A 22,024-nucleotide genomic window follows, 5' to 3' on the forward strand; every position below is an offset into this window, starting at 1 on the left:
GGAGCAGGGGACAACCTGCCATTTTATGCACATGGCAAATCCGTCCATCGAGTTCATCATAGGATAACTATAGGTTTTTAAGAGGTTTACATCATGGTTATCCACATATGTGGGTTTTGTTGTGGGTAAACATATGAAAACTGATCCGCAGCGGATCTGTTGATAACTGAGTGGACAGTGGATCGGCGGGGGCACGGTGGGGATCGCGCCAAAACGGGCGATCCCCAACCACTGATCATGCGATCAGTGTTATCCAGTCGCGGATCCAGATCTCGGCGGCGTCTTCGGGGATCTCGTGTTGGGTCACATCGATCTCCAAGCGCTCGCCGATCCGGCTGGCACCGCAGCTCGACAAGAGGGTGTCCAGCGTTCGGCCGGCGCCGCAGAAGGTATCGTAGCTACTGTCTCCAAGCGCGATCACGCCGTAACGACGACCAGCAAGATCCGGTTTTTTAAGGGAAAGATCCTCGGTGAAGGGCTGCAGGTTGTCGGGGACGTCTCCAGCACCGTGGGTGGAGGTGACCACGAGAAGAATGCCGTCGGGATCGGCGAGCACCTCGTCGAGCCGAGCCGGATTGTGCTCGGTGGCCTGGTGTCCGGCCTCTTCCAGCAAGCCGCATACATGTTCCGCGACATACTCGGCAGCCCCCAGCATGGAGCCGATCACCAGATGGACATGAGCCATGGGTAGATCCTGTTTACAGTGAGTGTGGGCGAATTCTACTCCCTACTCATGTGGATAAATATGGATAAAGTCTGGGGAGAAAGGATGGTGCATGTGATTTTCTGCAAAATGGAATGATTCGAGCCATCGCTTCAAAAATGAGGTTGCTGGGCAGAATGGGAAAGGAGTGAGCGCCGATACTCGCAGCAAAATGGCATCGACAGCACCCTGGTCATACGGGGTGGTGCCGAATGGCTTCTTGAACCCTTCTATCTATACTTCTGCCATCGACAGCAACCTCTGGAGCTGAATGGTTCATGACAATCCGGCATCGAAGGCATCTCTTGCTGCTGGCGCTGGCGGGTTGCTCCGCCTCGTCATCTTGTTGGGCTGATGATTATGGGCATGAAGATCTGGCTGAGCTTAGTCTGGAGCAGCTGGCTGACATTGAAGTCAGCGGTGTCTCACGAAAGACGGAGCGCCTTCGTGACACGCCAGCGAGTGTCTATGTGATCACGGGGGAAGCCATCCGCCGTAGCGGGGCGACAACGCTGCCTGAGGCGTTGCGATTGGCCCCCAATCTGCAGGTTGCCCGCATCGACGCCCAGACTTACGCCATCAGTGCCCGCGGCTTCAATTCCAATATCGCCAATAAGTTGCAAGTATTGATCGACGGGCGTATCGCCTACACCCCCCTTTACTCTGGCGTGTTCTGGGACACCCACGATCTGCTGCTGGAGGACGTCGAACGCATCGAGGTTATCGGAGGTGCCAACGCGACTCTCTGGGGGAGCAATGCGGTGAACGGAGTTATCAATGTGATTACCCGCTCCGCTGCGGCAACCCAGGGCGGTCTGCTCATGGCGGGTGGGGGGGGAGAAGAGCAGGGGGCCGCGCTGAGGTATGGAGGGTCAGTGTCGGATGGCTATTACCGTGTCTATGGTGAGGGAGCCCATCAGAATCAGACTCAAAGAGAGAGTGGAGACGACAGGGGAGATGCCTGGCGCTCAGGTCGGGCTGGCTTTCGGGTGGATACGGGCTCTTTGACTATGCTGGGCGGTGCCTACCAGGGACGACTGGATAGGGGGGGCTGGACGATGGTCGCATTCGGGGGGTCAATCTGATGGGGCGCTGGCAGCACACTCTGACTGAGGATTCCCGGTTGCAACTGCAAGCCTATTACGATCGCCGCGAACGGGAGTTGCCCGGATTGTTCGAGGAAGCGCTGGACATACTGGACATCGAACTCCAACACAATCTGGGATGGGGTGAGCGGCAGGCGATTGTTTGGGGTGTCGGGCAGCGGATGGCATGGGATTCGGTCGAAAATGGACCACTACTACAGTTTCTGCCCGCGGATCGTCGCCTGCATTGGAGCAGTCTGTTCGTCCAGGATGAGATCCTGCTCTCGCCGACCTGGCGTCTGACTCTTGGAATGCGTCTGGAGGATAACACCTACACCGGAATGGAGTGGATGCCCAGTGCCAGATTGGCATGGCACCTGGATGAAGAGCATCTCTGGTGGGCCTCATTGGCGCGTGGAGTCCGCACCCCTTCGCGTCTGGACCGGGAATTTTATATACCTCACCTGTTGGACGGTGGTGCCGATTTTTCTTCCGAGACGGTAAATACCATGGAACTGGGATACAGGGGGCAGGCCGGCAGTCGGGCCAGCTACTCCTTGAGCCTCTTCTACAGCGAGTATGACGATCTGCGTACCACTGAGCCCAGAAACGGCGCATTGGTGATAAGCAACGGGATGGAGGCGACCATCAAGGGAGTTGAGGCCTGGACCCAATATAGACTCACCCAAGACTGGCAACTGATGACAGGGGGGCTGCTGATGGATGAGGATCTTCGCCTGAAGCCGGACAGTGCCGACGCAGGAAAGGGAACAGGAGGTGTCAACGATCCCGGTTGGCAGTGGCAGTTGCGCGTGAGTGGGGCTTTAAGCCCCACTCACGATCTGGATCTTTCCCTACGGCATGTTGGGGCTCTCTCCACTCCTGACATTCCTGCCTATACCACACTGGATATGAATCTGAACTGGCGCCCCTTCGATGCGTTTGATCTTTCACTCGTGGGGCGCAATCTGGTGGGGCCGGGACACTGCGAGTTTGGCACCCAGGGGAGCTGCAGCGAGTTCGGGCGCAGCCTGTATCTGCAGTCGCGCTATCGGTTCTAAGGGGGAATGATGAGAGCCTGGCTCCTGTCTATTGCGTTGGTCATGCTGGCGCCGGGTTTTGTTCGCGCCGATGATCTGGCCCTGAGTGTCAAAGCCGCCTTTATGTATAAGTTTTGTAGCTATGTGGAGTGGCCACCCGGCACCTTTCCCACCTCGGACAGCCCCATTGTAATCGGGGCCATCGACAGCGATCCCGACATGATCAGGCGGCTTCGAGAGACTGTCGAGGGGCGCCGCGTTGTCGAGCGCCCCATCGAGGTTCACGAGTTCTCGGCAGCGCAGGTTCCAGAGCGGGTTCATGTTCTCTACCTGGGTCCTGCGGACTATGCCCACAGAGGGTTGTCGCAGCGTCTCAAGGGGACGCCCGTCTTGATTATTTCGGATAACCCAGATGGTCTCAGCCAAGGCAGCAGTATCAACTTTAGCCTTGATGACAACCGGGTTCGTTTCGATATTTCGCTGGCTGCCGCCGAGGCAAACCGGCTCAAGATTAGTTCACGCTTGTTGGCGGTCGCTCGCCAAGTTAAGGAGGCAGCAAGATGATCATGGCGCTAGGCGTGCGCTCCATTCGTCACAAGCTGATGATTGGCATGCTCATGACGACGGTGATGGCCTTGTTCATCTCGGGCTTTAGCTTTATCGCCAACGATCTGGATAACTACCAAACCCGGGTATCGACGGAATTGATCACCCAGGCCAAGCTGATCGGTCAAGGGAGTGTGGCGGCCCTGCAATTTCAGGACTCCGAAGCCGCCAACGACACCCTGTCTCTGCTGCGACTGCGTCCTGAGATAGATGCCGCCGTTATCTATGATGCCCAAGGCAAGCCCTTTGCCCGCTATTTCAATAGTGATCGCCATGCCGATGAGTTACCTGATTCCCCGTCGCCGGACAGCCTGCTGATCGAGCGCGATAAAATCCGGCTGTTCCAGCGAGTTCGCTCGAACGGCGAGATCCAGGGAACCGTCTTCATCGCCGCCGAGTCGGGTCTGGAGGAGCGGGCCGCTCAAGTGGTGATGATAGCCTTCGGTGTCACAGTGCTGGCTCTGGTGGCTTCCACAGTCCTCTCTTTCTGGATCCAGTCCAGAATTACTCGTCCCGTCCTGGAGGTGACTGAGTTGGCACGCCAAGTGATCGAACGTCACGACTATGGACTGCGCGCCGAGAAAACGACCAGCGACGAGATAGGCTACTTGGTCGATGCCTTCAATAACATGTTGTCCCAGATTGGGCAGAGAACGGCCGAACTGGAGGCCAGCAACGGACAGTTGGCACGTGAAGTTGGGGTGCGTGCCGATGCTGAAGCCGCTCTGCGTGAGAGTGAGCGGCGCTATCGCACTCTGGTGACGACCCTGACGACCGTCATTTGGCGGGCCGACGGTGAGGGAGGCTTTCAGCCAAGCCAAAGTGCTTGGGACGGTTACACGGGTCAGACGCCGGAGACCCACGCCGGAGAAGGTTGGCTCAATGCCTTCCACCCCGATGATAGAGAGGGCTTACGCCTGCTGTGGCGCCAGGCCTGCGAGGAGGGGGCTCCCATGGAGCGGAGTCTGCGTCTCTGGCATGAGCGTGGTCAGGAGTACCGCTATGTCCTGTTCAAAGCAGTGCCCTTGCTTGGGCTGGACGGTCGCCCCCAAGAGTGGATGGGGGTCGTCGATGATGTACATGAACGGATGCAGGCGACTCAGGAGGTGGTGCGGCTGAATGCCGAACTGGAGCAAAGGGTTGCCATTCGAACGGCCGATCTGGAGAGCGCCAATAAGGAGCTGGAAGCCTTTAGTTACTCGGTATCCCACGATCTGCGGGCCCCCCTGCGAACTATCGATGGTTTCAGCTTGGCGCTACAGGAAGATTATCGCGAGGGATTGGATGCCACGGCGCAGGACTATCTGGATAGGGTCCGTGCCGCTGCCCAGCGCATGGGACGCTTGATCGACGATATGTTGAATCTGTCTCGGGTCAGCCGTATGGAGTTGGAGCGCCAGCCACTGGACCTCTCTGCCATTGCGCAGGAGTTGGTAGCCGAGCTCAGGGAGCGCGATCCCCAGCGAGAGGTCACCGTTGAGATCGCCGGAGGCTTGCTCGCTTATGGTGACGCCAGGCTAATTCGGGTTGCCCTCGAGAACCTGTTGAATAATGCCTGGAAATACACGGGCAAGACGGCGTCGCCATACATCGAGTTTGGCAAGGGAGAGTCTGGCTTTTTCGTCAGGGATAACGGCGCAGGATTTGACATGGCCTATGCCAATCGCCTGTTTGCCGCCTTCCAGCGGTTACACGACGCGCGTGAGTTTCCTGGTACCGGGGTCGGTTTGGCCACGGTACAGCGGGTGATTCGCCGCCATGGCGGCCGGATCTGGGCCGAATCCAGGGTCAACGAGGGAGCTACCTTCTTCTTCACCCTGTCCAGCAATGAGGAGAACCACCATGAACAATAACCGGCCCATACTGCTGGTAGAGGACAACCCGGATGATGAGGCCCTGGCCATGCGGGCATTTCGCCGTTGCAATATCAGCAACGAGATCATGGTGGCCAGGGACGGGGCCGAGGCGCTGGATATGTTGATGGGGGAAGAGGGAGCCATCAACCGCCATTGCCTGCCTGCCGTGATGTTGCTCGATCTCAACTTGCCTAAGATAGGCGGTCTGGATGTGTTGCGCCGTGTTCGGGAGGATGCGACGACTCGTCATCTACCCGTAGTGATTCTTACCTCGTCCAAACACGACGAAGATCTGGTGACCAGCTACAACCTGGGCGTCAACAGCTATGTGCGCAAGCCGGTGGACTTCGAGGAGTTCGCCAAGGCGGTCAGCCAGCTCGGCATGTATTGGCTGCTGATCAACGAACTACCCTACTAGCGAATGCTTTCCCGGAGGGATGTGAGATGGACAGACAATCCCTGCATGCCTTGATCGTCGAGGATGAAGAGGACGATCTTCATTTGCTGCTGCGTGAGTTGCGGCGAAGCGGCTATGAACCTGACTATGTCAATGTGGACAGTGCCGATGCATTAAGGGGGGCATTGCGCAGGCCAGAGGGGTGGGACATCGTCTTCTCCGATTTTTCCATGCCAAATTTCGACGGTCTCTCGGCACTGAGCATTGTGCGGCAGCACGACACGGAAGTTCCCTTCATCTTCGTCTCCGGGACCATAGGTGAGGAGCTGGCGGTTCAAGCCGTTAGATCAGGGGCTCAAGACTATATCCTAAAAGGCAATCTCAAGCGCCTGTCCGCCGCCGTGCCACGGGAGCTACGCGAAGCGGATCTGAAGCGAAGGCAGCGTAAAGCCGAAGAGAGGATCGAGTTTCTGGCCAATTATGATGAGCTCACCGGGCTGGCTAACGGCTACCGTTATCATCAGCAGTTGGAGTCGGCCTGTGAGGCTGCCAAGCAGCAGGGACACCTGGTGGGCTTGATCCTGATTCAGCTGAACAGTCTGGGGGACATCAGCAGCAGTCTGGGACACAAGGCGAGCGACCGGGTGGTGCAGCTTATGGCGGCTCGTCTGGTCGAGGCTGTGGGTGAGCAGGGGCTAGTTGCCAGGCTGGGGGGGGATCAGTTTGCGCTGATCCTGCCGACGCTGAAGGAGCGCCAGGAGGTGATGAATGTTGTCTGTGTCTTTCACCGAGTGCTCTGTCAGCCGATCGACTTATCGGGCTACACGCTGCGCATCCAGGTGGGGCTTGGTATCAGCATCTTCCCCATCGATGGCGAACAGACTGAGCAGTTGCAAGCTAACGCCGCACTGGCCTTAAACGAGTCAGGTAAGGCGGGGCCAAACGCTTGCCGTTTCTACTTGCCCGACCTGAGGGAGAGCCTGGATCGACGGCTTGGGTTGGAGCGGGATCTAGACCAAGCCATCGGCCAGGGCGGGTTTACGTTGCACTATCAGCCCCAGATTGATCTGGCCAAGTGGTGCATCTCGGGGGCCGAGGCTTTGTTGCGTTGGCCGCATCCAGAGAGAGGTTTCATCCCACCGGATCGTTTCATCCCCGTGGCCGAGGAGACCGGACTGATACTGCCGCTTGGCCAGTGGGTGCTGGCCGAGGCATGTCGGCAGGCTCATCGCTGGCACATGGCATATGGTCAGAGCTCACCACGGGTGGCGGTGAATTTCTCTGCATTCCAGTTTCGCCAGAGTCATCTGGTCGAGAGTGTAATGGAGGTGCTACAAAGCGAGGGGCTGTCACCGGAGCGGTTGGAGGTGGAGATCACCGAAAGCGCCTTGATGCAGGAGCCGGAGACTACGCGGCATATTCTGGAACGGTTGCGGGATCTCGGTGTTTCCATCTCCCTTGACGACTTCGGCACCGGCTATTCCAGCTTGAGTTATCTCAAGCGCTTCCCCGTCAATGTGCTGAAAATAGACAAGTCATTCATTCAGGATATTCCCCAAAATGGCGACGACATGGAGATCACGCGCGCCATCCTGGCCATGGCTGCCCGGCTTAACATCAAGGTGGTGGCCGAGGGGGTTGAAACTCGGGACCAGCTCGATTTTCTCCGCAATGAGGGCTGCGATCTGGTCCAGGGTTACTACTTCAGCCGCCCTGTAGCTGCCGATGATTTCCTATCCTTGCTGTCGAAGCCCATCCAGGGCGCCTGAGCGCCCTCACTTGCCGATACAGAAACTCGAGAAGATGCGGCCAAGCAGGTCGTCGGAGCTGAACTCGCCGGTGATCTCGGAGAGGGACTCTTGGGCCAGGCGCAGCTCTTCGGCCACCAGCTCGCCGGCGACGAATACCTCTAGCTGCTCCTTGGCCACCAGCAGACGCTCGGCGGCGCGCTCCAGGGCGTCCAGATGGCGGCGACGGGCCATGAAGCCCCCTTCAGTGTTGCTCTGGAAGCCCATGATCGCCTTGAGGTGTTCGCGCAGGGCGGGCAGCCCCAGCTCGGTTTTGGCGGAGATGCGGTAGACGGCGTGACCATTCTGCTCACTCGGGGCCAGATCCTCGCCGGTCAGGTCGGCCTTGTTACGAATAACGGTCAGGCCAATGTGGCGCGGCAGCCGATCCACGAAGTCCGGCCAGATCTCGCGCGGGTCCACCGCGTTTGTGGTGGTGCCGTCGACCATGAACAGCACCCGATCCGCCTGCTCGATCTCGGCCCAGGCGCGCTCTATGCCGATCCGCTCCACCTGATCCTCGGTCTCGCGCAGGCCGGCGGTGTCGATGATGTGCAGCGGCATGCCATCGATGTGGATGTGCTCGCGCAGCACGTCGCGGGTGGTGCCGGCGATCTCGGTGACGATAGCCGATTCCCGGCCGGCCAGGGCGTTGAGCAGGCTCGATTTGCCGGCGTTGGGGCGTCCGGCGATCACCACCTTCATTCCCTCGCGCAGCAGGGCGCCCTGCTTGGCTTGTGAGCGCACACTCTCGAGATCGTCCATGATGGCGTAGAGATCTCCCGCAACCTTGCCGTCGGAGAGGAAGTCGATCTCCTCGTCTGGAAAGTCGATGGCTGCTTCTACGTAGATGCGAAGCCGGGTCAGACTCTCCACCAGCTGATGGATACGGCTCGAAAATTGCCCTTGCAGGGAGTGCATGGCGCTACGGGCGGCCTGTTCGCTGGAGGCCTCGATAAGATCGGCGATGGCCTCGGCCTGGGCCAGGTCCAGCTTGTCGTTCATGAAGGCGCGCTCGCTAAACTCGCCGGGACGGGCCGGACGCACTCCATCAATCAGCAGGATGCGGCGCATCAGCATGTCGAGGATGACAGGGCCACCGTGGCCTTGCAGCTCCAGCACGTCTTCACCGGTGAAGCTGTTGGGGGCCTTGAACAGCAGGGCTATACCCTGATCCAGCACTTCACCACCGGCATCCCGAAATGGCAGGTATTCGGCATAACGTACCCGGGGGCGCTTGCCGAGCACTATCTCGGCGACCTGTTCTGCCTGCGGGCCGGAGACGCGCAGTATGCCGACGCCGCCGCGGCCGGGAGGGGTGGCCTGGGCCACAATAGTCTCTGTACTCATCAATCTTCACTCCGTCCTGATGCGGCTCATTGTAATAAAAAAGGCGGCCTTCTGGCCGCCTTTTGTCATGGGAATCAGGGTTAGCTGCGAGTGTGCAGGCCCTTCTTCTCCAGCTGACGGTAGATGACGGTCTGCTGGATGATGGAGATGACGTTGCTCACCAGCCAGTAGAGGGTCAGACCGGCCGGGAACCAGAGGAACATGAAGGTGAAGATGATCGGCATGAAGTTCATCACCTTCTGTTGCATCGGGTCTGTGATGGTGGTCGGGCTCATCTTCTGCAGGAACCACATGGAGGCACCCATCAGCAGCGGCAGCACGAAGAAGGGGTCCTTGACCGACAGGTCGTGGATCCACAGGGCAAACGGTGCGTGGCGCAGCTCGACCGATTCCATCAGGGCCCAGTAGAGGGCGATGAAGATCGGCATCTGGACCAGGATCGGCAGGCAGCCGCCGAGCGGGTTGACCTTCTCCTTCTTGTACAGCTCCATCATGCCCTGGGACATCTTCTGGCGGTCGTCGCCAAAGCGCTCGCGCAGGGCGGCCAACTTGGGCTGCAGCATGCGCATCTTGGCCATGGAGGTGTACTGGGCCTTGGTCAGCGGGAACATGATGCCGCGCACCAGCAAGGTCAGCATGATGATGGCCAGACCCCAGTTCTGTACCAGGCCGTGGAATACGGTCAGCAGCCAGTGCAGGGGCTGGGCGATGAACCAGAGCCAGCCGTAGTCGACGGTCAGGTCCAGGTGGTTGGCCACCTTGGCCATCTGGTCTTGCAGCTTGGGACCAATCCACAGCTTGCCTTCAACCTCTGCGGTGGTACCGGCGGCGATGTCGACGGCCGGCGCCTTGAAGCCGATGATGGCCTGCTGGCTGTTATCGACCACGCGGGTGTAGAAGGTGTTGCCTTGATCGGCCTGGGGAGCCCAGGCGGTCACGAAGTAGTGTTGCAGCATGGCAACCCAACCACCCTGGGTACTCTTCTCCAGGTTGGCTTCCTTCATCTCGTCGAAGGAGTACTTCTTGTAGCGAGTGTCCGCGCTGGAGAAGGCGCCGCCGCGGTAGGCACTGGCCACCATGGCGTGACCCTGCTGGCCTTCCGGCGTGGCGATGGTCTGTTTCAGCTGACCGTAGAACTGTACCTGCACCGGCTGCGCGCTCTTGTTGTCGATCTTGTAGTCGACGCCAACGGCGTAGTCGCCGCGCTTGAGCACGAATTCCTTGGTAAAGGTGACGCCCTGATCGTTGGTCCAGCTCATCGGGACCACCACGCTCTCCTGACCGTCGGCCAGGGTGTAGCTGGTTTGCTCGGCGTTATAGGTGGGGCGACCCTCCGGACGGGTGTCCGGACCATCGCGACCGATCAGGCCGCTTTGGGCGATGTAGAGATGCTTGCCGGTTTCCAGCAGTACAAACGGCTGATCCTTGCCTTGCTCCAGGCTGTGAGCCAGCAGCTCGGCCTTGACGATGTCGCCGCCCTGGGTATCCAGAGTCAGCTTGAGCACGTCGGAAGAGACAGTGATCAGCTTGCGGGCGGCATTGGCCTGCTCGGCAACCTGGGGGACGTCAGCAGACTGACCGGCAGGGACATAATGCTCGGTCTGCGCGGCAACAGTCGGAGCCGGCTTCGGAGCCTTGTCGGTTTCCCACTGTTGCCAGAGCAGAAAGCTCACGAACAGCAGACCGATCAAAAGTAGATTGCGTTGAGATTCCATAGTCGTCAGTTTCTTCGCTTGGGTTGCGGAACCGGGTCATAACCACCCTCGGATAAGGGGTGGCATTTTAATAGACGTTTACCGCCTAACCAAATGCCAGTTATGAAACCGTGAAGTCGGATGGCTTCTATCGCGTATTGAGAACAAGTCGGGGTAAAGCGACAACGGGGTCCCAGCAGGGGGCTGATCACCAGTTGATACACACGTATCAGCTTGATGGCTACCCATTGCAACGGCGTGACAGGGTGCGCCATAGCTTTTCCAGTAACTTGAACAGTTCCTCGTTATCCATCTCGCGCACACCAGCCTTGGCTATCACGACGATGTCGATGGCCGGCAGTTGATGTTGCTTGAGGCGGAAACTCTCACGAACGACGCGTTTGACACGGTTGCGCCAGACGGCACGCTTGAGGGCCTTTTTGGGCACGGCAAGACCGAGTCGGGGATGATCGAGAGAATTGGGAACAGCGAGGAGGGTTAATTGCGGAGAAGCGGCCCGGACAGGCTCTGCGAATACACGCTTGAAATGATCGGGAGTTAGCAGACGTAACTCCCGGGGGAAGGTGTGCGTTGGCATTAAACTACCAGGCGAGCACGACCCTTGGCACGACGAGCGGCCAGAACTTTACGACCGTTGGCAGTGGCCATACGAGCGCGGAAACCGTGAGTGCGCTTGCGCTTCAGGTTGGAGGGTTGGAAAGTACGTTTCATGATTTTTTACCGTCTTACTGTACAGTTTTGATTGTCACACTTTAGCCGACGCGCCAGCTAATAGCGTGTGACGACTAGCAAAAGAGGCCGAATTCTAAACAGAGTTCGGCTTTTAGTCAATCCGCCGGGGATTGCTGGCAACACCTTGCGGCCCTGCCAACGCACGATCCCGGTGGATCGCGGGCACCGGATTATACTGGCTACCCGCTCAGGCACAAGGATCCTCTGCGAAAAAAGGCGGCTTTCGCCGCCAAACACAGAGTCTACTTGAGTACTTTTCGCAGGAAGGTGCGGGTTCTGGGATCCTGGGGGTCGACCAGGATCTCGGCCGGCGGCCCCTGCTCGACGATGCGGCCTCCCTCCATGAAGATCACTCGATCCGCCACCTCGCGGGCAAATTCGATCTCGTGGGTCACCACCACCATGGTCTGGTGGCGGCGCGCCAGCTGTTTCATCAGCCCGAGTACCTCGTCGACCCACTCGGGGTCGAGCGCCGAGGTGGGCTCGTCGAACAGAATCACCTTGGAGTGGGCAGCCATGGCCCGGCCTATCCCCACTCGTTGCTGTTGGCCGCCGGAGAGGGAAGAGGGGTAGGCATCCTTCTTCTCCTCGAGGCCGATGTCGCGCAGTATGCCGAGCGCGGTGGCATCGGCCTCGGCGCGCGGCTGCTTCCACACGGTCACCAGCCCCTCGGCGATGTTTTGCTGGGCCGTCTTGTTGGCAAACAGGGCGTAGTTCTGAAACACGAACGAGGCGCGCTTGCGCAGCTCGATCGCCTGACGGTCGCTGACGTTCGCCAGGTTCAGGCTCAGATCGTCGATGGCCAGGGTGCCTGCGTCCGGCGTCTCCAACAGATTGAGGCAACGCAGCAGGGTGGACTTGCCGGTCCCGGAGGGACCTATGATGACCACTATCTCGCCCTTGCCCACCTCCAGATCGATGCCATCGAGCACCGTCTTGCCGTCATAGGCCTTGCGCAGGCCGGTCAGTTTAATCATGGCGGCCTCCTCAATAAGCCCGGTTGAGACGCAGCTCCAGCAGGTGCTGCAAGCGGGTGAAGACGATCACCACTACCCAGTAGATGAGCGCCACCGCCATGAAGCTCTCGAAGAAGCGGAAAGAGGAGGATGCCTCCATCTGCGCCTTACCCATCAGCTCGGCCACCCCGAAGGTGAAGGCCAGCGAGGTGCTCTTGATCATGTCGATGAAGTAGTTCATCAGGGACGGCGACGCGATACGGGCCGCCTGGGGCAATATGATCCGCTGCATCGCCTGCAGCCGGCTCATTCCTATGCTGAGGGCTGCCTCCATCTGGCTCTTGTGGATACCCAGGATGGCGGCGCGGATCGACTCGGCCATGTAGGCGGCGAAGTGCAGGGTGAGGCCCACCACGGCGGCCGTGAAGGCGTCCATCCCGACGAAGATCGGGAAGACCTGCGGCAGGCCATAGTAGAGCAGAAACAGCTGGACCAGCAGTGGCGTCCCCCGGAAGAAGGAGATGTAGAGCATGGCCAGCCAGTGGATCACGGGAACGCGAAACACTCGTACTATCGCCAACATCAGCGACAGGACGAGTGCCAGCGCGAACCCCCAGAGGGCCATCTCCATCGTGGTGCCCAAGTATTTGAGCAGGATGGGAAACAGCCCCAGGGTGTACTCGACGTCGAATTCCATCATTTATTTGCTGGTGATGTCGGCCGCGAACCACTTCTCGGAGATCTGGCGCAGGGTGCCGTCGGCACGCATGGTGGTCAGGGCGCCGTCGACTTTCTTCAGCAACGCTTCCTGTTCCGGGGTTTTCAGGAAGGGCAGGGCGTTTTCCAGGGTCTCAAACGGCTTGCCGGCTTGTTGCAGCGGCAGCTTGGATTCCTTGATCAGCTGGGCGGTGGAGACGCGGTCCATCACGAAGGCGTCGATACGACCCAGGGCGACGTCTTGCTCGAAGGCCGAGTCATAGGTACGGATATCGATCTTCTTCTCGGGATCGTTCTTGCGCAGCAGTTGCTCGAAGTTGGAACCGAGGTTCACGGCCACCTTCTTGCCGGCCAGATCGGCCAGGCCCTGGATGGTGTCGTTACCCTTGCGCACCACTATCTGGGCGCCGTCATAGACGTAGGGCTGGGAGAAGTTGTACTTGGCCTTGCGCTCGTCGGTGATGGTGATCTGGTTGGAAATGGTGTCGATCTTGCCAGTTTCCAGCATGCCAAACAGGCCGGAGAAGCTGGCGGTGACAAACTCGACCTGATCGCCAGTGCGCTTGCCGATCTCGTTCCACATGTCGATCTCGAAGCCTTGCAGCTTGTCTTGTTTGACGAAGGTGAACGGGAAGTATTTACCGGACATGCCGACCTTGATGGTCTCGGCATGAACGCCGGTGGAAAGAGCGGCCAGCAGGATGGCGGCGCCGGAAATCAGCTTGATGGACATGGAATTACCTCTCTGTGTCTGATTCATTGTTATGTTGTTTGGTGGTGATGCTAAAGAAATAAAACATATATAAAAAATACGTTTTGGTTATATGCAATAACCAAACGGGGGGGATTCTGCGTTGGATCATCCTGTGGGTAACTTTGGGGATGAATCACTAAGACAAGGCCTTGGATCCTTGAAAGTCAAGGATCTTATTTGTTGGATCCAGGAGGCGATCGCTGGTGATCCCCCCCCCAAAAACGTACAATAGTCGGTCTTTGATTCAACACTGTTACGGGAGTTTAGAGTGACTGCTTCGCTATGGCAGCAGTGCCTTAACCGGCTGCAAGATGAGTTGCCCTCGGCAGAATTCAGCATGTGGATCCGGCCGCTACAAGCGGAGTTGAGTGAAGATACTCTGACCCTGTATGCCCCGAATCGCTTCGTGCTCGACTGGGTGCGAGACAAGTATCTGATCCGCGTTAATGGCATCATCAAGGAGCTGTGCGGCGTCGACGGTCCAGCCTTGCGCTTCGACATCGGCAGTCGCACCAATCCGGTGGTGACCCGTGCCCCCGTACGGGGCGCGGCGCCTGTGCATAACCCACAGAAGAGCTGGGATAACAAGCCGGAAGCCAAGCCCGAGCCCAATCACAAGAGCAACACCAACGTTAACTATACCTTCGACAACTTTGTCGAGGGTAAGTCGAACCAGTTGGCCCGTGCGGCGGCCCGCCAGGTGGCGGATAACCCGGGTGGCGCCTACAACCCGCTGTTCCTCTATGGGGGGACCGGTCTCGGTAAGACTCACCTGCTCCATGCGGTGGGTAACGCCATCAAAGACCGCAAGCAGGATGCCAAGGTCATCTACATGCACTCCGAGCGGTTCGTGCAGGACATGGTGAAGGCGCTGCAGAACAACGCCATCGAGGAGTTCAAGCGCTACTACCGCAGTGTGGACGCCCTGCTCATCGATGACATTCAGTTCTTCGCCAACAAGGAGCGCTCCCAGGAGGAGTTCTTCCACACCTTCAACGCCCTGCTCGAAGGCAATCAGCAGATCATTCTCACCTCCGATCGTTATCCCAAGGAGATCGACGGGGTGGAGGACAGACTCAAGTCCCGCTTTGGCTGGGGCCTGACCGTGGCGATCGAGCCGCCTGAGCTGGAGACCCGGGTCGCGATCCTGATGCGCAAGGCCGAAGAGAACAAGATCCATCTTCCCGACGAGGTGGCCTTCTTCATCGCCAAGCGCCTGCGCTCCAACGTGCGTGAATTGGAAGGGGCCCTCAACCGGGTCATCGCCAACGCCAACTTCACCGGCCGCGCCATCAACATCGACTTCGTGCGCGAGGCCCTGCGCGATCTGCTGGCCCTGCAAGAGAAGCTGGTCACCATCGACAACATCCAGAAGACGGTGGCCGAGTACTACAAGATCAAGGTGGCGGACCTGCTCTCCAAGCGCCGCTCCCGCTCGGTGGCGCGCCCGCGTCAGCTCGCCATGGCCCTGGCCAAGGAACTGACCAACCACAGCCTGCCCGAGATCGGCGACGCCTTCGGTGGCCGTGACCACACCACAGTGCTGCACGCCTGTCGCAAGATAGAGCAGCTGCGTGAAGAGAGTCACGACATCAAGGAAGACTACTCCAACCTGATCCGCACCCTCTCTTCCTGATAACGGAGAACACAGATGCAGCTCGAAATTAGCCGTGAGGCCCTGTTACGTCCCCTGCAACTGGTGTCCGGCGCCCTCGGTGGCCGACCGACCCTGCCCATTCTTGGCAACGTCCTGATTGATGTGAGTAATGGCTCACTTTCGCTGACGGGTACGGACCTTGAGGTGGAGATGGTCGGTCAGGTACCCCTGCTCGGCGCGAGTCAAGACGGTCGCACCACTGTGCCGGCGCGCAAGCTGTTGGATATCTGCCGTGGCCTGCCGGAAGGGGCCGACATTCACCTCACTACCGAGGGGGAGCGCCTCATCATCCGTTCCGGACGCTCCCGCTTTAACCTTTCTACCCTGCCGGCCAGCGAGTACCCGAACATCGAGGACTGGGAATCCGTGCTCGAGTTCGACATCAGCCAGCTGGAGCTCAAGCGCCTCATCGAGGCGACCCAGTTCTCCATGGCCAGCCAGGACGTGCGCTACTACCTCAACGGCATGCTGTTCGAGACCGAGGGTCTGGGGCTGCGTACCGTCGCCACCGACGGTCACCGTCTGGCTACTTGTCGCCGCGAAGTGGTGCAAGATGCGCTGCCCGATCATCAGGTCATACTGCCGCGCAAGGGGGTGCTGGAGCTGGTGCGCCTGCTCGAGGCCGAAGAGAAGCCGGTTCGCCTGCAGATCGGTCGCAGTAACCTGCGCGCCGTGCTGGATGGCTTTATCTACACCTCCAAGCTGGTGGACGGCCGTTTCCCCGACTGGCGTCGGGTCATCCCGCGCGGTAACGACAAGGCGTTGATCTCGGGTCGTGAAGATCTGCGTCAGGCCTTCGCTCGTGCCGCCATCCTCTCCAACGAGAAGTTCCGGGGTGTGCGCCTGAACCTGCAGGAGAACCTGCTGCGTATCACCGCCAACAACCCGGAGCAAGAGGAGGCCGAGGAGTTGCTCGACGTCCAGTACCCTGCGGGCGAGCTGGAGATCGGCTTCAACGTCTCTTATGTGCTCGACGTGCTGAATACGTTAAAATGCGAGCAAATCCGGATCAGCCTGGGTGACTCCATCAGCAGCGCCATCATCGAGGATCTGGAGAGTCAGGACGCCCAGTACATCGTCATGCCGATGCGGATCTAGTCGTGACCCTCTCCCGGCTACAGATTGGCCAGTTCCGTAATATCGAACAGGCTGCTCTGGATCTGGCACCCGGTCTCAATGTGTTGATCGGGCGCAACGGTAGTGGCAAGACCAGCGTGCTGGAGGCGATCCACTACCTGGGGTTGGGACGCTCGTTTCGCACCCATCTCACCGGTCGGGTGATCCGCCAGGGAGAGAAGGCCTTCACCCTGTTTGCCCGCATGGAGCGAGAGGGTGAGGCGATACCGGTCGGTCTCTCCAAGGATAAGAGCGGGGAGACCCAGCTCAAGATCGACGGAGCGCCGGCCAAGGCGTTGGCCGAGCTGGCCGAGCTGATGCCGGTCCAGCTGATCCACCCCGACGGTTTCAACCTGTTGACCGGTGGACCACAGCCACGCCGGGCCTGGCTCGACTGGGGTCTGTTTCACTGCGAGCCCGGTTTCCTGAGTCTGTGGGGCAAGGTGAAGCGGCTGCTCAAGCAGCGCAATGCCTTGCTGCGTACCGCCAGCCAGTATCGCCAACTGGCGTTCTGGGATCAGGAGCTGGCAAGGCTTGGCGAGGAGCTGGCCCAGCTGCGCGCCAATTACTGTCAGGCCATTTCTCCCCTGATCCGGGAGATGACGGCAGATTTCCTGCCCGAATTTGATATCAGTCTCGGCTTCTACCGAGGCTGGGAAAAAGAGACGCCGCTGGACGAACTGCTGGTGGCGGGATTTGAGCGGGACAGGGCGCTCGGCTATACCGGCGTGGGTCCCCAGAAGGCGGATGTTCGCCTCAAGGCCAATGGTGTGCCTGCCCAGGACATTCTCTCTCGTGGCCAGCTCAAGCTGCTGGTGTGTGCCATGCGTCTGGCACAGGGGGTATTCCTGCGTGAGCAGAGTGGCCGTGGCTGCATTTTTTTAATTGACGATTTTGCCTCGGAACTGGATGTCGAGAAGCGTCGCCTGTTGGCGACCCGGCTGAGGGAGTGTGCCTCCCAGGTGTTTATCACCGCCATCGACATCGAGCAGCTGGCCGACATGATGGATGCCGGCGAGTGCAAGTTGTTCCACGTGGAACAAGGCAAGATCTCCGAACCCAAGAAGGCAGAGAGTAAGCTATGAGTGAGAACACTTACGACTCCTCGAGTATCAAGGTACTGAAGGGCCTGGATGCGGTCCGCAAGCGCCCGGGGATGTATATCGGCGACACGGACGATGGCTCTGGCCTGCACCACATGGTGTTCGAAGTGGTCGACAACTCCATCGATGAGGCTCTGGCTGGCTACTGCACCGAGATTCAGGTCAAGATCCACTCCGACGGTTCCGTCTCGGTACGCGATAACGGCCGTGGTATCCCGGTCGACATTCACCCGGAAGAGGGACGCTCTGCCGCCGAGGTCATCATGACCGTGCTGCACGCGGGCGGTAAGTTTGACGACAACTCCTACAAGGTCTCCGGTGGTCTGCACGGGGTGGGGGTTTCCGTGGTGAACGCGCTCTCCGATACCCTCAAGCTGACCATCCGCCGTCAGGGCCATGTCTACGAGCAGACCTACAAGCTGGGTGAGCCGCAGGCGCCCCTCAAGCAGATCGGCGATGCTACCACCACGGGTACCGAGGTGCGTTTCTGGCCGAGCCCGACCATCTTCAGCGACACCCTGTTCCACTATGAGATCCTGGCCAAGCGCCTGCGCGAGCTCTCCTTCCTCAACTCCGGCGTCTCCATCCTGCTCGCCGACGAGCGCGATGGTCGTGAGGTGCACTTCTGCTACGAGGGCGGTATCAAGGCCTTCGTCGAGTACCTGAACCAGAGCAAGACCCCGATCCACCAGAAGGTGTTCCACTTCAGCGCCGACCAGGATGGCATCGGTGTCGAAGTCGCCATGCAGTGGAACGACGGCTATCAGGAAGGGGTGTACTGCTTCACCAACAACATCCCGCAGCGTGACGGTGGTACCCACCTAGCCGGCTTCCGTGCCGCCCTGACCCGTACCCTGAACAGCTACATGGACAAGGAAGACTACAGCAAGAAGGCCAAGACCTCCGCCAGCGGCGACGACGTGCGCGAAGGCCTGGTGGCGGTCATTTCGGTCAAGGTGCCGGATCCCAAGTTCTCCTCCCAGACCAAGGACAAGCTGGTCTCCTCCGAGGTGAAGACCGCCGTCGAGCAGGCCATGGCCGACAAGCTGGCCGACTTCCTGCTGGAAAACCCGGGCGACGCCAAGATCGTGGTCAACAAGATCATCGACGCGGCCCGTGCCCGTGAGGCGGCCCGCAAGGCGCGCGAGATGACCCGCCGCAAGGGTGCCCTGGACATCGCCGGCCTGCCCGGCAAGCTGGCCGACTGCCAGGAAAAAGATCCGGCGCTCTCTGAACTCTACATAGTCGAGGGTGACTCTGCGGGCGGTTCCGCCAAGCAGGGTCGTAACCGGAAGAACCAGGCCATCCTGCCGCTCAAGGGCAAGATCCTGAACGTAGAGAAGGCGCGCTTCGACAAGATGATCTCCTCTCAGGAGGTCGGCACCCTGATCACCGCACTCGGCTGCGGCATCGGCCGCGACGAGTACAATCCGGACAAGATGCGCTACCACAACGTCATCATCATGACCGATGCGGACGTCGATGGTGCCCACATCCGGACCCTGCTGCTGACCTTCTTCTATCGTCAGATGCCCGAGATCATCGAGCGTGGCTACGTCTATATCGCCCAGCCGCCGCTCTACAAGGTCAAGAAGGGTAAGCAGGAGCAGTACCTGAAAGACGAAGACGCCCTGCTGCAATACCAGACCACCATGGCGCTGGACGAGGCGAGCCTCCACGTCAACGAGTCGGCCCCGGCCATCTCGGGTAGCGCGTTGGAGCGTCTGGTCAATCAGTATCGCTCCGTGACCAGCCTGATCGGTCGCATGTCACGGCGTGCCCCCGAGGCGGTACTGGATCAGCTGATCTACCACCCGGCCCTGAGCGACGAGCTGCTGGTCGATGAGGCCGCCCTCAAGGCATGGTGTGATGCCGTCAACCTCAAGCTGAACGAGAGCACCAACGGTGTGCAGTACAACCTGGTGCCGCGTCGTGACGAGGAGCGTAGCCTCTTCATCCCGGTCGCCCTGGTTCGCCAGCACGGTATCGAGCGCGAGTTCCCGCTCAGCCACGACTTCCTGCAATCCCCGGAGTACCAACAGCTGGTTGCCCTGGGCAAGGAGATCGCCAACCTCATCGAGGAAGGCGGCTTCGTGAAGCGTGGCGAGAAGGTCAAGCCGGTCACCAGCTTCGTCGAGGCGGTCGAGTGGCTGATGGGTGAAGGCAAGCGCGGCATCTATATCCAGCGTTATAAGGGACTGGGTGAGATGAACCCGGAGCAGCTGTGGGAAACCACCATGGATCCGGAGACCCGCCGCATGCTGCGCGTGACCATCGAGGACGCCGTCGGTGCCGACCAGCTCTTCTCCACCCTGATGGGTGACGCCGTTGAGCCGCGTCGTGACTTCATCGAGACCAACGCCCTGCGGGTCGCCAACCTCGACGTCTAATCGTCCGATACGCCAAGCATGAGAAAGCCGGTCCCTGTGACCGGCTTTTGTTTTTGGTGGGCACGTTCCACGTGAAACGCGACGTGGTTCAGGAATGCATCAACCACCACGAAAGGTGCGGCGCCACTCGCCGGGGGAGACGCCGAAGCGGGCCCGGAAGTGGTGGCGCAGGGAGGCCGCACTGCCAAAGCCGGTCAGTTCGGCGATGCGTTCAACTCCGTGCTGGCTGCTCTCCAGCAGCTCCTGACTGCGTCGCAACCGCTCTGCCTGCAACCAGGCGCCGACCGACAGGCCGGTTGCTTGCTGGAAGTGGCGGGTGAAGGTGCGTCGGCTCATCAGGCTGTGCGCCGCCAGGCTGTCGATGGGATGAGGGTCGGCCAGGTGCCGACGCAGGTGATCGAGCAGTTGGTTGATGCGGACGTCGCGGGTGGAGGCGGGCACCGGCTGTTCGATGAACTGGGCCTGGCCGCCGTCCCTGTGAGGTGGCACCACCAGGCGTCGGGCGACCCGGTTGGCAAGAGCGCCGCCATGCACCTGGCGTAGCAGGTAGAGACAACAGTCCAGCCCGGCGGCGGTGCCGGCCGAGGTGACGAGGCGCCCATCGTCCACGTAGAGGGCGTTGGTGTCGAGGCTAACGGTGGGGAAGCGCCGTACGAAGTCGTGCTCCAGCTCCCAATGGGTGGCGGCGCGGCGCCCGTCGAGCAGGCCGGTGTGGGCCAGCACATAGGTGCCGAGGCACAGGCCAACCAGGGTGGCACCGCGGGCGTGGGCGCGCACCAGGGCGTCGAGCAGGGGGGCCGGGGGCCGCTCGGCGGGATCGCGCCAGTGGGGCACTATGACGATGTCGGCGTCATTGAGTCCCTCCAGTCCGAAGGGGGTGGCGAGGCTAAAACCCTGGGCCGAGCCGGGCAGACCTTGCTCGCCGGCACACAGGCGCAAGGTAAACAAGGGCTGGCCCGGCAACACGTCGCCAAATACCAGACAGGGTACCGACAGGTGGAAGGGGCTGAAATGGCCGCAAGCCACCACGGCGACGACGGGAATGGACATGGGCACCTCACTGCTCAGGATCGTAGCGCCATCATAAACGCGGCGACGGGGTGTGGGCCACGGGCGCGGTGGCCGGGAAGGTCAGGCTCTCCCCGTCTTGGGGGATTCGCACCCGATCCTGCATGCCGTGGGCGGTCAGGGTATCGCGCAGGGCTGCCCGGCTCAGGGTGGCGTGATTGACTGCCTCCATGTGGCTGGCGATGAGGGTGGCCTGTGGGGCAGCGTGGCACACGGCTAACACATCATCGCTGCCCATGATGATGCGCCCCAGCTCCGGAAACTGGGCGTCGCCACAGTTGAGCACCACCACATCAGGGGTGTGGGTGGCGAGGGCCTCGGCCACCGCCGGGTGCCAGACGGTATCACCCGCCAGGTAGAGAGTCGGTTCGTCCGGGTGGCTGAAGACCACGCCGCACACCTCGCCGAGGCGTGTCCCGAGCGCCGCCATCACCACCTCGCCACCGTGCTGGCCGCCGGTACGGTGCAAATGGATATCGCCGAACCCTGCCACCCGATCGAGGCGGCGCACGTCGCGAAAGCCCTCAGCCACAAACCCGGCGGCGTCGTCGGCGTGCTGGGCAAACAGGGGGAGATCCTTGGGCAAGCGGCGGCTGGCGGTCTCGTCCCAGTGATCCGGGTGGCGGTGGGTGACCAGGATGGCATCGACCCGGGTGAGGGTGTCGAGTGGCAGGGGCAGGTCGACCAAGGGATTGCGCAGGTGGCTGTTGGCGGTGCCGGCGAAGCCGGGGAAGCTGCCCCGTTCGCTCAGCATGGGGTCGATCAGAAAGCGCTGACCGGCGTAGTCGATGAGCAGGGTGGCGTTACGAACCTGGGTGATCTTCATGGGGGAGCCTCGAGTGTGTGTAGTGAGGCTCCAGTGTGCCGCCGGTGCGCCACAGGGGGTAGTGGCCTGAAGGTCGATAACCGTAAGGATTGGGCCAACGCCAACTTGCGACCAAAGTCGGCTGTTGGGAGGTGCAAATTTACATTAAGTTAACATGGCACCTTAT

21 protein-coding genes are annotated in these 22,024 nt (G+C 60.3%); 10 read left to right on the forward strand and 11 right to left on the reverse strand.

The features are described 5' to 3' along the window. Positions 1–235 precede the first annotated feature (235 nt). Entirely contained in the window at positions 236–685 is a 450-nt protein-coding gene (mioC, locus tag BN1121_RS09130) for an FMN-binding protein MioC (protein WP_005351527.1), read from the reverse strand. Positions 686–1,008: 323 nt separating this feature from the next. Between mioC and BN1121_RS19005 the strand changes: the two genes are divergently transcribed. The 6 genes from BN1121_RS19005 to BN1121_RS09155 are packed head-to-tail and all read left to right on the forward strand — an operon-like array spanning position 1,009 to position 7,456. Beyond that, positions 1,009–1,788: a TonB-dependent receptor plug domain-containing protein gene (locus BN1121_RS19005; RefSeq protein ID WP_161624296.1), complete on the forward strand. Its 780-nt coding sequence runs from the start codon at positions 1,009–1,011 to the stop codon at positions 1,786–1,788. Positions 1,789–1,826: 38 nt separating this feature from the next. Then, positions 1,827–2,849: a TonB-dependent receptor plug domain-containing protein gene (locus tag BN1121_RS19010; protein ID WP_161624297.1), complete on the forward strand. Its 1,023-nt coding sequence runs from the start codon at positions 1,827–1,829 to the stop codon at positions 2,847–2,849. 9 nt (positions 2,850–2,858) lie between these two features. After that, the gene (locus BN1121_RS09140) at positions 2,859–3,392 is read left to right on the forward strand and encodes a TOL_0243 family YfiR-like periplasmic protein (RefSeq protein WP_043157386.1); all 534 of its coding nucleotides are present in this window, start codon (positions 2,859–2,861) and stop codon (positions 3,390–3,392) included. Further along, on the forward strand, positions 3,389–5,287 hold the full coding sequence (locus BN1121_RS19015) for a sensor histidine kinase, YfiR-like protein-associated (RefSeq protein WP_005351532.1): 1,899 nt from the start codon (positions 3,389–3,391) through the stop codon (positions 5,285–5,287). The genes BN1121_RS09140 and BN1121_RS19015 overlap by 4 nt, the downstream gene beginning before the upstream one ends. After that, positions 5,277–5,708, forward strand: a complete 432-nt coding sequence (locus tag BN1121_RS09150) for a response regulator (protein WP_005351533.1) — start codon at positions 5,277–5,279, stop codon at positions 5,706–5,708. Before BN1121_RS19015 ends, BN1121_RS09150 begins: the two co-directional genes overlap by 11 nt. Positions 5,709–5,734: 26 nt before the next feature. Then, on the forward strand, positions 5,735–7,456 hold the full coding sequence (locus BN1121_RS09155) for a putative bifunctional diguanylate cyclase/phosphodiesterase (RefSeq protein ID WP_005351535.1): 1,722 nt from the start codon (positions 5,735–5,737) through the stop codon (positions 7,454–7,456). Between the two features lie 6 nt (positions 7,457–7,462). Here the strand turns inward: BN1121_RS09155 and mnmE are convergent, their stop codons facing one another. From mnmE to BN1121_RS09185, 8 genes are all read right to left on the reverse strand, one after another. After that, positions 7,463–8,824, reverse strand: a complete 1,362-nt coding sequence (mnmE, locus tag BN1121_RS09160) for a tRNA uridine-5-carboxymethylaminomethyl(34) synthesis GTPase MnmE (RefSeq protein ID WP_005351537.1) — start codon at positions 8,822–8,824, stop codon at positions 7,463–7,465. Between the two features lie 80 nt (positions 8,825–8,904). Continuing rightward, positions 8,905–10,539: a membrane protein insertase YidC gene (yidC, locus tag BN1121_RS09165; protein ID WP_005351541.1), complete on the reverse strand. Its 1,635-nt coding sequence runs from the start codon at positions 10,537–10,539 to the stop codon at positions 8,905–8,907. Between the two features lie 5 nt (positions 10,540–10,544). Further along, a complete protein-coding gene (gene yidD, locus BN1121_RS19430; RefSeq protein WP_005351543.1) occupies positions 10,545–10,793 on the reverse strand; it encodes a membrane protein insertion efficiency factor YidD in 249 nt (82 codons plus the stop codon). Beyond that, positions 10,760–11,116 (reverse strand): ribonuclease P protein component, encoded by a 357-nt coding sequence (rnpA, locus tag BN1121_RS09170; RefSeq protein ID WP_005351552.1) that lies wholly within the window; start codon positions 11,114–11,116, stop codon positions 10,760–10,762. Before rnpA ends, yidD begins: the two co-directional genes overlap by 34 nt. Next, positions 11,116–11,250: a 50S ribosomal protein L34 gene (rpmH, locus tag BN1121_RS19435; protein ID WP_005351555.1), complete on the reverse strand. Its 135-nt coding sequence runs from the start codon at positions 11,248–11,250 to the stop codon at positions 11,116–11,118. Before rpmH ends, rnpA begins: the two co-directional genes overlap by 1 nt. A gap of 263 nt (positions 11,251–11,513) precedes the next feature. Next, complete coding sequence (locus BN1121_RS09175) at positions 11,514–12,248, reverse strand: amino acid ABC transporter ATP-binding protein (protein WP_005351557.1); 735 nt, start codon at positions 12,246–12,248, stop codon at positions 11,514–11,516. A 10-nt stretch (positions 12,249–12,258) separates the two neighbouring features. Next, on the reverse strand, positions 12,259–12,927 hold the full coding sequence (locus tag BN1121_RS09180; RefSeq protein ID WP_152424663.1) for an amino acid ABC transporter permease: 669 nt from the start codon (positions 12,925–12,927) through the stop codon (positions 12,259–12,261). Next, positions 12,928–13,677 (reverse strand): amino acid ABC transporter substrate-binding protein, encoded by a 750-nt coding sequence (locus BN1121_RS09185; protein WP_005351560.1) that lies wholly within the window; start codon positions 13,675–13,677, stop codon positions 12,928–12,930. A gap of 289 nt (positions 13,678–13,966) precedes the next feature. Between BN1121_RS09185 and dnaA the strand changes: the two genes are divergently transcribed. From dnaA to gyrB, 4 genes are read left to right on the forward strand one after another with little or no spacing between them, the layout of a single operon-like run. After that, positions 13,967–15,334 (forward strand): chromosomal replication initiator protein DnaA, encoded by a 1,368-nt coding sequence (gene dnaA / locus BN1121_RS09190; RefSeq protein ID WP_005351561.1) that lies wholly within the window; start codon positions 13,967–13,969, stop codon positions 15,332–15,334. A gap of 15 nt (positions 15,335–15,349) precedes the next feature. Beyond that, positions 15,350–16,453, forward strand: coding sequence for a DNA polymerase III subunit beta (dnaN, locus tag BN1121_RS09195; RefSeq protein ID WP_005351562.1), 1,104 nt, complete (start codon positions 15,350–15,352; stop codon positions 16,451–16,453). A 2-nt stretch (positions 16,454–16,455) separates the two neighbouring features. Continuing rightward, positions 16,456–17,556 (forward strand): DNA replication/repair protein RecF, encoded by a 1,101-nt coding sequence (gene recF / locus BN1121_RS09200; RefSeq protein ID WP_005351563.1) that lies wholly within the window; start codon positions 16,456–16,458, stop codon positions 17,554–17,556. Next, positions 17,553–19,964 carry a DNA topoisomerase (ATP-hydrolyzing) subunit B gene (gyrB, locus tag BN1121_RS09205; protein WP_005351573.1) on the forward strand — a complete coding sequence of 804 codons (2,412 nt, stop codon included), beginning with the start codon at positions 17,553–17,555 and terminating at the stop codon, positions 19,962–19,964. Before recF ends, gyrB begins: the two co-directional genes overlap by 4 nt. Positions 19,965–20,063: 99 nt before the next feature. On the opposite strand, the gene BN1121_RS09210 is transcribed toward gyrB, so the two are convergent. Both BN1121_RS09210 and BN1121_RS09215 read right to left on the reverse strand, forming a co-directional pair. Then, entirely contained in the window at positions 20,064–21,014 is a 951-nt protein-coding gene (locus BN1121_RS09210; protein WP_005351574.1) for a GlxA family transcriptional regulator, read from the reverse strand. 31 nt (positions 21,015–21,045) lie between these two features. After that, entirely contained in the window at positions 21,046–21,858 is an 813-nt protein-coding gene (locus tag BN1121_RS09215) for an MBL fold metallo-hydrolase (protein ID WP_005351575.1), read from the reverse strand. Between the last annotated feature and the right edge of the window lie 166 nt (positions 21,859–22,024).

The sequence above is a fragment of the Aeromonas diversa CDC 2478-85 genome (genome assembly GCF_000819805.1).
GTDB classification, from domain to species: Bacteria; Pseudomonadota; Gammaproteobacteria; order Enterobacterales; family Aeromonadaceae; genus Aeromonas; species Aeromonas diversa.